This is a genomic window from Aeoliella fuhlenseeensis, assembly GCF_052161615.1.
Lineage (GTDB): Bacteria > Planctomycetota > Planctomycetia > Pirellulales > Lacipirellulaceae > Aeoliella.
In genome coordinates, this window is record NZ_CP197417.1 from 1,274,444 (window position 1) to 1,287,057 (window position 12,614).

The 12,614-nt window shown below is 61.8% G+C and carries 8 protein-coding genes; 7 read left to right on the top strand and 1 reads right to left on the bottom strand.

All coding sequences use genetic code 11. The annotated features are described in order from the left end of the window. Positions 1-83 precede the first annotated feature (83 nt). A complete protein-coding gene (locus SH292x_RS05060) occupies positions 84-3,689 on the top strand; it encodes a hypothetical protein (RefSeq protein WP_442484498.1) in 3,606 nt (1,201 codons plus the stop codon). After that, complete coding sequence (locus SH292x_RS05065) at positions 3,649-5,076, top strand: hypothetical protein (RefSeq protein ID WP_442484499.1); 1,428 nt, start codon at positions 3,649-3,651, stop codon at positions 5,074-5,076. Before SH292x_RS05060 ends, SH292x_RS05065 begins: the two co-directional genes overlap by 41 nt. A 121-nt stretch (positions 5,077-5,197) precedes the next feature. Here the strand turns inward: SH292x_RS05065 and SH292x_RS05070 are convergent, their stop codons facing one another. Next, positions 5,198-5,722 carry a hypothetical protein gene (locus SH292x_RS05070; protein WP_442484500.1) on the bottom strand — a complete coding sequence of 175 codons (525 nt, stop codon included), beginning with the start codon at positions 5,720-5,722 and terminating at the stop codon, positions 5,198-5,200. Positions 5,723-5,895: 173 nt separating this feature from the next. On the opposite strand from SH292x_RS05070, the gene SH292x_RS05075 reads away from it, so the two are divergent. The 5 genes from SH292x_RS05075 (at position 5,896) to SH292x_RS05095 (ending at position 12,580) form a co-directional block, all read left to right on the top strand. Further along, positions 5,896-7,074, top strand: coding sequence for a DUF6268 family outer membrane beta-barrel protein (locus tag SH292x_RS05075; RefSeq protein ID WP_442484501.1), 1,179 nt, complete (start codon positions 5,896-5,898; stop codon positions 7,072-7,074). A gap of 921 nt (positions 7,075-7,995) precedes the next feature. Then, positions 7,996-9,252, top strand: coding sequence for a serine hydroxymethyltransferase (glyA, locus tag SH292x_RS05080; protein ID WP_442484502.1), 1,257 nt, complete (start codon positions 7,996-7,998; stop codon positions 9,250-9,252). Between the two features lie 57 nt (positions 9,253-9,309). Further along, complete coding sequence (locus tag SH292x_RS05085) at positions 9,310-9,756, top strand: response regulator (protein WP_442484503.1); 447 nt, start codon at positions 9,310-9,312, stop codon at positions 9,754-9,756. 49 nt (positions 9,757-9,805) lie between these two features. Beyond that, positions 9,806-11,725 (top strand): hypothetical protein, encoded by a 1,920-nt coding sequence (locus SH292x_RS05090; protein ID WP_442484504.1) that lies wholly within the window; start codon positions 9,806-9,808, stop codon positions 11,723-11,725. A 60-nt stretch (positions 11,726-11,785) separates the two neighbouring features. Beyond that, positions 11,786-12,580 (top strand): alpha/beta fold hydrolase, encoded by a 795-nt coding sequence (locus tag SH292x_RS05095; RefSeq protein WP_442484505.1) that lies wholly within the window; start codon positions 11,786-11,788, stop codon positions 12,578-12,580. Positions 12,581-12,614 lie beyond the last annotated feature (34 nt).

Below are 12,614 nucleotides of genomic sequence, written 5' to 3' on the forward strand. Positions count from 1 at the left end.
AATGAGTTCTCTGAGTGGTGAGGCCAATAATGTGGTTAGCAATGGCTAACAGGTGGCGTGGCGCGCGCTTGCGCGTGGGCGCGGTGAAGCGTAAGTTGATCGTAGGGCTGGTGGTCGTGCTGGCACTTCTGCTCGTTGCGCCGTCGATCGTGCTCTACAGCCCGCTGCGCGACAGCCTGCTCACCAAAGTCGTGCCGCCGGAAGTTGGGACCATCACGGTCGGCCGAATGAGCATCGGCTGGCTCACGCCGCTCACCGCAACGAACGTCACGCTTTTCGACGTTGATGGCAACCGCCTCGCGGACATTGGGCAACTATCGATCGACCGCACCGTGCTTGGCTTCCTGGGCGGCGCGTCGGACCTCGGAGTGATTCGCCTCGAGAACGCCACGGTCTACGCCCTCGCGCGACCCGATGGCAGCAACATCGAAGATGCCCTCGCCCGCGCAGCGGCGGCGAGCAAACCGAACAATGGTGACCTCGGCGTCGACACCGGTGGGCCCCAGTATCAATTGCAAATCGTGAATGGCCGCTTACTGTCGCGCGACGCCGTGACGGGACAGACTTGGTCGTTCGAGCAACTCGCCGCGACGATCGATCACCCAGCGAACGGCCCCCTGCGCGTCAACGCCGCGGGCATCGTTCGCCCCGCTCCGGTCGAGGCCGGTGGCCTGCCAGGCGGTCAACCGGCGACGAGCGCCGGCCGATTCGAACTCGTGTGGGGCGAAGACCCCGCCAAGCAAACGGATGGCTTCCGCATGATCTGCCAGGACCTGCCCGTGGCGTCGTGCGTGCCGTGGTTTCGGCGGTTCGATCCGCAGATCGCGATGGCGGGCGTGCTCAGTGGCGAGCTTTCTGCCAGCTATCCCACCACGCAGTACGATTCACTGTCTGGCGACACGGCGGGACGCATCTCGCTCGCCAAGTTCGCCGTCACCGGCACCACGCTGGCTGGCGAACAACTCAACGTCGAAGAAACCAACCTCGCGTGGAAATGCACCGCGAGTGGCGGCCGCGTGTCGGTCGAGAACTTGTCGCTCGCAAGCGATGTGGCGATGTTCGACCTGCGCGGCGTGCTCGACGAACGCGTGGTTCGCTCGGTGATGGCTGGCACCACGCACTGGCATGATCTCGCCACGCGTGGCGACCTCGAAGCCGAGGGCAAAGTGAACCTCGCCCGCCTCGCGCAGCGGCTACCCCAGCTATTCAAGATTCGCGAAGGGACCTCCATCACGTCGGGCCAAGTGAAGTTCGCCGCGCGGAGCATGCCACAGGCCGATGGCCACCAAATCACCGCGTCGCTCAACACCACGCCCCTCGCCGGCACCACGCGCGGGCAGGCCATTCGCTGGGACGCCCCGCTCGACATCGACGTCGTTGCTCGCCACACGGCGACCGATTGGCGGTTCGACAACGTCTCCTGCCGCTCGAAGTTCCTCGAAGTCACCGGCTCGGGCGACGCAAGGCAGATGCAACTCGCCGGCCGCGTCGACCTCGATGAACTCACCAGCCGGCTCGATCAGTTCGTCGACCTCACCGACTGGCAACTCGCCGGACGTGGCGAGATCAATGGCAACTGCCGCCGCGATGGCACCGGACAGTTCGTCGCCAGCGCGACCGGTACGCTCAGCGACTTCGTCATTGCTCACCACGGCGCGCAGATGGTCACCGAGCCACAGCTCAATTGGAGCATCGAAACCATCGGTGCATCACCCGCCACCAGCATCTGGCCCGACCGTTTGATGTCCGCGGAAGTGACGCTGCACGCGGCGGGGGACAACCTCGAGCTTCAGCTCACGCAGCCCACCGTGCTCGGCGCGACGTGGTCGGCCACCGATTGGCCCGTGCACATCGCCACGACGGGCAACCTCACCGGTTGGACCCGCCGCCTCCGGCCTTGGGTGGATCTTTCGCAGTGGAACACCGCCGGGCAGCTCAAGCTCGACGCCCGTGGACGCGTGCGCGCGACGCCGCTCGTTGCGACGATCGCCGAGTCGCAGCTTACCATCGACCAACTCCGCGCGGTTTCTGCCAAGTACCAGATCGAAGAGCCGCGTGTGCAGTGGTCCGGCGACATCGCCTGGGACAGCACCACCAGCACGCTGGTGAGCCGCGCGGGGCAGCTTGTATCCAGCACCGTGGCGGCTAGCTTCCGCGATTGGTACTGGACCGCCGACCCCAAACAAACCAGCCGCGTGGGTGGACTCGCCGCGGTGCGAATGGACCTCGGACGCCTGGCTCGCGCCCAGCGACCAACCACCGGCCAGCCGCCAGGCATGCAGCCGGTCGGCCAAATGAATGGCACCGTGAAGCTCGCCGCGCAGGGTGGCCAAGTCGTCGCCGCCGTGGACCTCGCGGGCCAGAACATCGAGATCCAGAAGCCGCAGCCCGCGCTCCCCGGTGCACCGCCAACCATGAAAGCCATCTGGCGTGAGCCCTCGCTTCGCCTTGTCGGCACAGTGAGCTACGCCCCGGACACCGACAGCGTGAGGTTCGATGGACTGCAAACGCAATCGTCGACGTTCGCGCTCGCCGCGAGTGGCAGCATCGAAGGGCTCCGTACGAATCAGATGACAAACCTCGCCGGCACGATCGACTACGACTTGGCCAGCCTCTCGCCGATCATCGCCCAGTATATTGGCGAAGGCCTGCAAATGGTGGGCCGCGAGCAAGCTCGGTTCGAGTTCCGCGGCGCGCTCGCCGCTCTCGCCAGCGGCCAAGCCCTCGCTTCGACCGTCGCCCCGGCTCAGCTCGCGTCGAATACTTTTAGCCCGAGCGCTGGCGGCAACATCACCAGCGTGTCGAGCGTCACGAACGCCTCGAATGCCGCCGGTGGTATCGCCTCGTGGTACGGAAGGGTGCTCGCGCCGTGGCAGAGCGCGTCGTTCTATGGCTTGCCAATTGGCCAAGGACGACTCTCCGCCGAGCTCACGCAAGGCCGCGTGCTCATCGAGCCGCTCGACTTCGCCGTCGGTGGCGGACGACTCACCGCCGCCCCCGCGATACGTCTCACTCCCGCGCCGGGCGAGCTCACCCTCCCCGCCGGCCCGCTGCTGACGAACGTCACGGTCACGCCGGACGTCAGCGAGCGAATGCTCAAGTACATCGTCCCCTACGTCGCGAGCTCCACGCAGACCGATGGCACTTTCTCCATGACCCTGTCGGGTGGCCGCGTGCCACTGGGTGCCCCGACGCAGTGCGATGTTGCAGGCCGCTTGGATGTCCACACGCTTCGCGTTGCTCCTGGGCCATCCCTGGGCGAACTCGCTAGCCTCGCCAGCCAGATTGAGGGGATCGTCAAAGGCAAGCCACTGCTCGGCGGGGCTCCAGCCCAGCCGATTACGCTGCTCTCGATGTCGCAGCGAAGCATCGATTTCCGCGTGGTCGACGGCCGCGTGTACCACCAAGGGCTAGAGTTTCAGGTAGGGAACCTCGTGTTTCGCTCGCGGGGTTCCGTGGGGCTCGACCAAACCATTTCGGCGATGCTCGAAGTCCAGCTCCCCGCCGAGGGACGCCTGCGAAACGTCGGAATTACCAAGATCGAGGTGCCGGTCAGCGGTACGCTTGGTAGTATGAAGATCGACACCTCGGCGGCCCTGCAAGGGCTGCTGCAACAAGCCGGCGGTAACCTGCTGAACGACGAAAACATTGGCAACGCAATCAACAAACTACTCGGCGGCGGCCGCTAACTTTGCCACTTGTGGCCCCGTCTTCGCATGGCTAGTCGCTGCGTGCGCTCTGCTGCTCGTTGCGACCCACGCGTCCGCGCAAGCAACGCCCGCCGCTCGCGCGCAGGCGATAGCCCAATGGGCTCCGCCACGATCCATCGACAAGGCCAAGCTCGCCCGGCAAGGTTTCCGCGTGCTCGAAGGTCGCCACGCCACGATCGTCACCGATCTCGCGCCCTCGCCCGAAGTCGACGAACTCCCTAAAGTGATCGACGCCGCGGTGCCACTGTTGGCCGAGCGCTTTAACATCGACCCCAGTGCCGTCCGCGACTGGCGCGTCCTGACGATGGTGCTTGACGATCGCCAGAAGTTTGCCGCCGCTGGTCTGATGCCGGATCGGAACGAAGAGTTTCCCAACGGTTTGGCGATTGGCTACGAGCTTTGGGTTGCCAATCAGCCGAGCGATTACTACCGCCGGCATCTGTTGCTCCACGAGCTGACGCACAGCTTCATGGCCACGCAGCTCGGCGGCTGCGGCCCTGGTTGGTACATGGAAGGCATGGCCGAGCTCTTAGGCACGCACACCTGGGACCCGCGCACGGCGAAGCTCGAACTCGCCGTCATGCCCGAGAGCCGCGATGGCTTCGAAATGTGGGGACGCACCAAAGCCGTTCGCGATGCGATCGCGAAGGACGCAATGCTCCCCATCGCTGCGGTGATGAAGATCGACAACCGCCAGATCCTCGACGTCGACTCCTACGCGTGGACCTGGGCGTTTGCGAAGTGGCTCGACACCCACCCGCGCTACCAGCAGCGGTTTCGCAGCTTGCAGGGCATGACGCTCGATCCCGCGTTCGAACAGCAGATGCGAAAACTCTACGCCGACGATTGGTCGAACCTCGAAACCGAGTGGCGACTGTTCGCCGCAAACCTCGACTACGATCACGACATCGAAGCCGAGGCAATCGACTTCCCCCAGTCGATGTCCGAAGTCCGCCGCGTGACCACTCCCGCGCGCGTCAAAGTTCTCGCCAATCGCGGTTGGCAATCCACAGGACTCGTGCTCGACAAAGGAAGCACCTACGAACTCAAAGCCAGCGGCCGCTTCGTCGTAGGCACTGACCCCGATGGCACCCCATGGGTCTCCGAGCCCAACGGCATCACGCTGGAATACCGTAACGGCCAACCCCTCGGCCAACTCCTCGCCGCCGTCGACGAGCGCCCCCTCACTCGCACCAAGTCCCAACCCCCCGCGACCAGCGCGTTCCTAGAGCCCACCCCCCTCGGCACCGACGCCAAGCTCACGCCGAAACTAACGGGCGTGCTCTACCTGCGCCTCAACGACTCCCCCGGGAGCCTAAAAGATAACCGCGGCGAAGTAACGCTGAGCGTCAGAAAACTCCCGTAGGCCGCGATCAAGCTCCGCGCCGATCCGGCGCTTGGCTGTGTGAAGTTCGCTGCAATTGAGGCAATGTTTGTCGCAACCCCTAAACCGTCAATCGCCGGATCGGCGCTCCGCTTGATCCGGCCTACGACACGCCTAGTTGGCGTGAAAAGTACACAGCTGCTAGATGCAGACAAAGTTCTTGTATATGTGCATATTGCGCATCATCTATCAATTCATTGCCCCACGGAACAACAATCAATAGCGGGAACTCTGAAAGTTCGGAAATGGCCTCAAACGCATCTGAACGTAGACTACCTACTATTCTCTGGCTACTCGAGCGAATTGAATTGGTAAAAAGGGTGGTGACTTGGCGATCTACTTCATTCGATTGCCCACTTAGAAACATAGCTGATGACGCCACAGTGCTTCCCACGCAAAAAGTCGCGATTGCTGCTCCATTGCAGGACGCGAACTGAAGCTCGATTCCGCCGAACTCGCCGTCCAGCGATTTCTGAAACACGGGTCCTTCGTCATCCAGCAATTCGGAACACAGGTGCACTATCAGGTCCGATTTCAAGTTTTCATCCCATGCGCCGACGCCCATGAGTTCACCATCTATTGCGAATGGCGCAATTGTGAATCTTCGGATTCTTGTGTCCATCTGCATACCCCGCACTTCTATCGGTTGAATCGACATTATAACGGAACGCTTGGCTGCCAATGTTTAATAAATCCGCATCCCAACTGCCGTTGACGCACCCCTCGAACCTCCGCTACACCACCCCATTTCTCCTCCGTCCGCCCACACCCTTTGATATTCACTGCTCTCGGAAGCTTGGCATGTTGCGTTACCTGCTTGCCATCTTTCTGTTGTGCGCGATCTCAGGCGTGGCCCCAGCGCAAGCATTGCCAGCGATCGGCGTCGAACCGTTCGCCGCGGAGCCGAGAGAAGCTGAGCCGATTGAACCAGGGGCTGAAGAAACCTCCGGTGATTTGTCTTATCAGTTGGAACTCGACAGCGAGCCGCTGTTTCACGAACCCCTTCTGCCTGACGCGATGCTCCCCGCCGACGTGGCGATTGGAATCGAGGAAGCCGAAGCTCCCAGGCCATTGAAACGTCGTGGCGGGGGTGGTGGGCCGATGGGTGGTCCGCCTGGTTACGACGCCACTTGGTATCCCACCCAAGCGGTCTCGGGGCAGAATGCCGACATGGGTTTTGTTCGCCAGGGGATGAATATCGCAGCGCCGGTGTGGGGCGACTTCAAATCGGGACGCGTCGTGCTCGCTAGTGTCGGTGTTCGCAACACACTGTTCTCCACCGACGCGATCTTGCCCGATAGCCTCACGGCGTTTCCCGAGAACTTGTGGAACGTCAACTTCGGCCTCAACTACATGCACCAGTTCGACAACGGCTGGTCGGGCGGCCTGATGTCGGGCTTCGGCTCGGCGAGCGACGAACCCTTCCACTCCATCGACGAGTTCACCGCCAACCTCGGCGGCTTCGTCAAGGTGCCGGCAAGCAACGGCCGCGACTCGTGGCAGTACATGCTGATGTATATGTACGGTGGCCCCGTGAACTTCCCGCTCCCAATGATCTCGTACAGTTGGAACCCCAACGACGAGCTCCGCGTGAACATCGGCCTGCCACTGTCGGTCGAGTGGCAACCCACCGAGCAACTTACCTTCAATCTTTCTTACTTCCCCCTCTACAACATCAATGCCCGCGCGACGTACGCGTTCACACCGACGTTCGCCGTGTTCGGTGGTTACGAATACCTCAACGAGTCGTACTTCCTCGCCGACCGCATCGACCATGAGGACCGCTTCTTCGTCCTCGAACAGCGCCTCATCACCGGCCTCCGCTGGGACGTTGGCAAGCGTGGCCAATTGCAGTTGCTCGGCGGCTACTCCTTCGGCCGCAAATTCGGCCAAGGCGACAGCCAATGGGACACGCTGTTCGACCAAGTCAACGTCGACCCCGGCCCGTTCGTCGGTGCAAAATTCCAACTGATGTTCTAGTAGGCCGCGATCAAGCTCCGCGCCGACCCGGCGCATGACGCTCAACACTTCGGCACAACATCGCCTTCGACTTCGCAGAATCTGATTGGGCTCCGGGTGGCTGGGGACGAGTTCCACGAGCCCCCAGAGAGTTGCCCGCCAATCACGCCGATGGTCGCGAATGGAAGGAAGAAGAACAGGAGGAAACGGAGGGAACAGAGCGAAGACTCCCATCCGCTCCACGGAGTGGAACCACATCCGAGCGAAGGGTGGGCAAGGTGAGGGACGAGCCGAGGCGCATCCTGGGCGGTGCTGTCCCTCGACGGCAGAGACGACCGTCGTACGGGGACTGAACTTTTTTTCACTTTCTTCGCCGATGGGGCTTGAAATCGCGCGCCGGTATGTTCTAATGATCACATGTTGTCGCCGCAGTGGCGATGGTAGTGGGGCAGCGTATACGGGGAGGGCGAATCTACAAGCAAAAGCTTGGTGGGGGTTCTAAGCCTGCGCTCGTATCGCGAGCGGGGCCCGTTAGGGCCGTGGTCGATGTCGTGGTCACGTGCCTCAAATCGATTGCCGAGCGAAGGGTCGAGATCCTTCTGTCGCTGAGGCTCCCTCACGATGACAGGCAATCGCACCGTCCCCAACTAGAGTAAAGTCGCACCTGCGGCGACCCCCTGCGACTTTATTCCTGGGCGAGTCCGGCCACCGGCTTTGTAAAGTGTGTCCAGCGTGGGACTTGGGGCGAGGGTGGCACCGAACGCTAAAGGGGTAATGTCGCAGTCAACGAAATAGTCGCGAAAGTGCGACAAAACTCGCGAGGCCCGGCGATTGAATTTCGTAGTAACTTGGGCTGCTTTTTCTACCTAATTGACACTTTGACCCTAGGGCTCGACAATGAAAGGCCCTCCCGTTTTTTCCCGTCTTTGCGGCGTTTTAAGCATGAATTTTATCGAAGAACAAGATCCTCAGTTGTGGGCCGCTATTGCCGGCGAAATCGAACGCCAGCAGGATGGCCTGGAAATGATCGCCAGCGAGAACTACACCAGCCCCGCCGTGATGCAGGCGGCCGGTAGCGTGCTGACCAACAAATACGCCGAAGGTTATCCCGGCCGCCGGTACTACGGCGGTTGCGAGTACGTCGACGTCGTAGAGGACCTGGCTCGCGATCGGGCGAAGGAGCTGTTCGGGGCGGAGTTCGCTAACGTCCAGCCGCACTCGGGCTCGCAGGCCAACGCCGCGGTGTACCTGGCGCTATTGGAACCGGGCGACACGGTGCTGGGGCTCGACCTGGCCCATGGTGGTCACCTGACGCACGGCATGCACCTGAACATTTCGGGCATGCTCTACAACTTCATCAGCTACGGCGTGCGGAAGGAAGACCACCGGCTCGATTTCGATCAAATCGCCAAGCTCGCCCGCGAGCACAAGCCGAAGCTGATCGTAGCCGGTGCGAGTGCCTACCCGCGTGAGATTCCGCACGACAAGTTCGCGGAAATTGCACAAGAAGTCGGCGCGAAGCTGATGGTCGACATGGCCCACTACGCGGGCCTGGTCGCCGCGGGACTGCACAACAGCCCCGTGCCGTACGCGGACGTCGTCACCACGACCACTCACAAGACGCTCCGCGGTCCGCGATCGGGTTTGATCCTGGCGAAGCAAGAATACGCCAAGATCATCAATAGCCGCGTGTTTCCTGGCACCCAGGGTGGTCCGCTCATGCACGTGATCGCGGGCAAGGCGGTCTGCTTCCAGGAAGCTTTGCAGCCCGAGTTCAAGAAATACGGTCAGCGCGTGATCGACAACGCCAAGGCCCTGGCCGAGGTGTTGCTTAACGGCAAGCTAAACCTAGTGAGCGGTGGCACCGACAATCACTTGATGTTGGTCGACGTTACGCCGCTGGGCATAGGTGGCAAGACCGCCGAGGAAGTGCTCGACCGCTGCGGTATCACGGTGAACAAGAACATGATTCCCTACGACGAGCGCAAGCCGGTCGATCCGTCGGGTATTCGCGTTGGCACGCCCGCGCTAACCACGCGTGGCATGGGTGTCGAAGAGATGCAGACCATCGGCCACTGGATGCTCGAAGCCCTTCGCTCGGCCGACGACGAAGCGGTGCACCAGCGCATCCGCGGTCAGATTCGCGAGATGTGCATCGACTTCCCCGTTCCCGCCGCCGCGATGGAAGCCCGCGTTTAGTCGAGTGGAACTGATTCCGCTCCTTTAGTCCTCCATAAGCTTTGCCCAACGAACACGATGTCCGAAAAAAGCCGCATCCTGATTGCCGACGATAACGAGCCGAACGTCGAGTTGCTCGAAGCCTACTTGGCGAACGTCGACGCCGAGATCGAGATCGCGGTGGACGGTCAGGACACGCTGGACAAAGTGGCGAGTTTCAAGCCGCACGTCATCCTGCTCGACGTGATGATGCCGAAAATGAGCGGTTTTGAGGTCTGCAAGAAACTGAAAAGCGACCCTGCGACCCGTGGTATCATGGTGCTGATGGTCACCGCGCTCAACGAGCTGGGCGACATCGAGCGGGCGGTCGATGCGGGGACCGACGACTTCCTCTCGAAGCCCGTCAATAAGGTAGAGTTGACTAAACGGGTGGAGAACATGCTAAAGCTCCACTCGGTGAGCGACGAAGTCGAGCGGCTGCGGCGATACATCGAGCAGATGGAGCAGCGGTCGGCCACTGTGTAAGCCGGCTGCTATCAATTGCGTCCAAGAGAGAGCCTGAGGGTTGCCGGAGATGCCGAACGAAATGCTCGCCGCCGCCAGGTGGTTATCTCTCGCGATACTTCTCATCGCATCGCCCGCCACTGCCGACACGGGGGCGAGCGGCGACGCGGTTGCAACTTCCGCCTCGGAGATCGACGCGAAGCCGGAGTTCGTCGATGGCGAGCAAGTCGGGAAGTGGATCGAAGACCTTGGCAGCCGCCACTACGTTACGCGCCGCGAAGCGCAGCAGCGGCTGATGGAAATCGGCATGAAGGCGTTCGATCAGATCGACGCCGCGGTGAACGATCCCGATCCCGAAATCGCGGCAACCTGTCGCTACTTAGTGAGCGAACTCACGGTGCGGTGGACTCGCCGGGACGACTCGCCGCAAGTGAAGCTGGCACTGGAAGACTTCGCGAGCAGTGACGACGAGAAGCGACTTGCTGTGGTGCAAGCTCTCGCCAGCCGCAGCGAACCGTGGGCGATTTCGCCGTTGTGCCGAATCTGCCGCTACGATGCTTCGCCTCAGGTATCGCGCGAGGCGGCGATTGGGTTAATGCGGACCACCAAATACGACCTTGGCTACGGGTCCGAGACACCAGCGATTCTCCGCGAAGAGATGGGCACCAGCGTTCGTCCGGCGGCCGAATGGGTACGGCTGCTGGCGTTGCAAATGGAAGATCCACAGGCGGCCTCTGCCGAGTGGCCGGCGGTAATTGATCAAGCGGCAGCCGCAGTCGCCGTCGCCATCGACGAAACGACCGCCACGCTGCAACTCGCGGATTTGTTACGCAACCAAGCAAGGCTCGCCTTGCAAACGGACGACTCGGAAGCCTTCCTCGCCGTCGTCGATCGCATGTCCACGACACCGGGTATCGTGGTGGTGGACGAGTTACAGCGGCTCCTGGCGTGGGAACGTCTTGCAAAGGACGCCAAGCTCGTCGATTTGCTCTTGGCTCGGCACGGGGAAGAACTCAACGCCTCGAAGGCGGGGCTCTACATGATTGCCCAGATACGTGCCGAGCAGGGACAAACGGAACTTGCCGAAGAGTTGGCCGAGCAGGCGTTTGAGATCAAGGCCACGCCCGGTAGTGACGGAATGCCCGAGGATCGCCTAACGCTGGGGCAGGTGCTGATTTCTGAAGGTCAAGTCGATTGGGGCCGCCGCGAGTTGCGAGCGACCATTGAAGAGGTTCCGGTAGGAAGCGAGCTGCATTCGACCGCCGCGCTGCTGCTTGCGACATCGCTACACGATTGGCAGCAGGACGAAGAAGCCGCCAAGGTGCTAGGCGATTTGACCAAGGCGATTCGTGCGGATGGCGAGCTCCTGAAGCGTTACAACAACCAGGCCCAAAACGGCGTGCGCATCAATGGAATACGCCGTCAGCTCACGCCGCTCGACGAAATCGACTCAAGCCAAGCCTACTACGAAGCGTGCCACTTGCAGACCACGGGCGACAAGGAGAAGCAGTGGAAGGCACTGCAGCGGGCTCTGAAAGCGGACAACACTAACGCCGACATCATCATCGGGATGTACCGCGCGAGCGAAGGAGACGAGGCGAAACGCAAGGAAGCGATGGAAATCATCGCCCAGCGCTGCCGCACGCTCGAGCAGTCGATCAGCGACTACCCAAGTTACGACGAAGTGACCAATTGGTACAACGAATGGGCGTGGCTGGTTGGGAACACCGAGGGGGACTTCGAAAAGGCCGTGCGGTATTCGCAGAAGTCGATCGACCTGTTCCGCGAGCAAATCGCGGGCAATCCGAGCTTCACCGAAGAGGACACCGCGGGGCTGCTCGACACCTTGGGGCGTTGCTACTTTGCCGCGGGCGATCTCGACGCGGCGATCAAGACGCAGGAACTGGCAGTGAAGTACGAACCTCACCTCCGCGTCTTGCAGCGGCAACTCGACGAGTTTCTAGCCGCCCGCGCCGCCAAGAAGAGTTAGCACGCTGCCAAGTGAGCGGCCGACTTCTTTCCCTCATCTCCGCATTAGGATTCATTTGCCATGACGGTTCCGCTGCACGCGATTGATCGAGGGAAAGGGGAGACGCTAGTTCTGCTTCACGGGTTTCCGCTCGATCACACGATGTGGCGGTTTCAAACCGAGGCCCTTTCGCAGCACTATCGCGTGATTGCCCCCGACCTGCGTGGTTTCGGGCAGTCTTCGATTGAGCCCATCGCAGCGAAGACAGGCGTTCCACTCGGCGACTACGCGGACGACGTGGCCGCGCTGCTCGACGAGAAGGAGATCGCGGGACCGGTGACGTTCGTGGGGTTTTCGATGGGGGGCTACATTTTGTGGCAGCTTTACCGGCGGCATCGTGATCGCGTGCGGGCGATGGTGATGTGCGACACCCGGGCCGCGGCCGACACGCCGCAAACGCAGGAAACGCGATTTAAGATGGCCGAGAGCGTGGAGGGCTGGGGCTCGGCGCACGTGGCGCATTTGATGACAGGCAAACTCTTCGGTCCGGCGACCATGGCGGGCTCGTCGAAGTTGGTCGAGGAGATTGTGAGCGTCATCGGTCGAACCGATCCCGTCGCGATCGCCGCGGCGCAGCGTGGCATGGCTCACCGCGACGATAGCACGCCGCTGTTGCCGACGATCGACGTTCCCATATTATACGTGGTAGGCGTGGACGACGTGATTAGCACGCGCGATGAGATGAAGTCGATGGCCGCGGCGACACCGAATTCGAAGTTCGTCGAGATCCAAGACGCCGGGCACATGAGTCCGATGGAGAACCCAGCGGCGGTGAATCGCGCGATTGAGGAGTTCGTCGAGGGGCTGCCCACCTAAACATCGGGCTCGGAGAGCCCTCCCACAAAGATTT

Excerpts from the sequence above, each read along its gene's own strand:
- SH292x_RS05070 (WP_442484500.1), bottom strand. The coding sequence starts at position 5,722 with ATGCAGATGGACACAAGAATCCGAAGATTCACAATTGCGCCATTCGCA.
- SH292x_RS05075 (WP_442484501.1), top strand. The coding sequence starts at position 5,896 with ATGTTGCGTTACCTGCTTGCCATCTTTCTGTTGTGCGCGATCTCAGGC.
- glyA (WP_442484502.1), top strand. The coding sequence starts at position 7,996 with ATGAATTTTATCGAAGAACAAGATCCTCAGTTGTGGGCCGCTATTGCC.
- SH292x_RS05085 (WP_442484503.1), top strand. The coding sequence starts at position 9,310 with ATGTCCGAAAAAAGCCGCATCCTGATTGCCGACGATAACGAGCCGAAC.
- SH292x_RS05090 (WP_442484504.1), top strand. The coding sequence starts at position 9,806 with ATGCCGAACGAAATGCTCGCCGCCGCCAGGTGGTTATCTCTCGCGATA.
- SH292x_RS05095 (WP_442484505.1), top strand. The coding sequence starts at position 11,786 with ATGACGGTTCCGCTGCACGCGATTGATCGAGGGAAAGGGGAGACGCTA.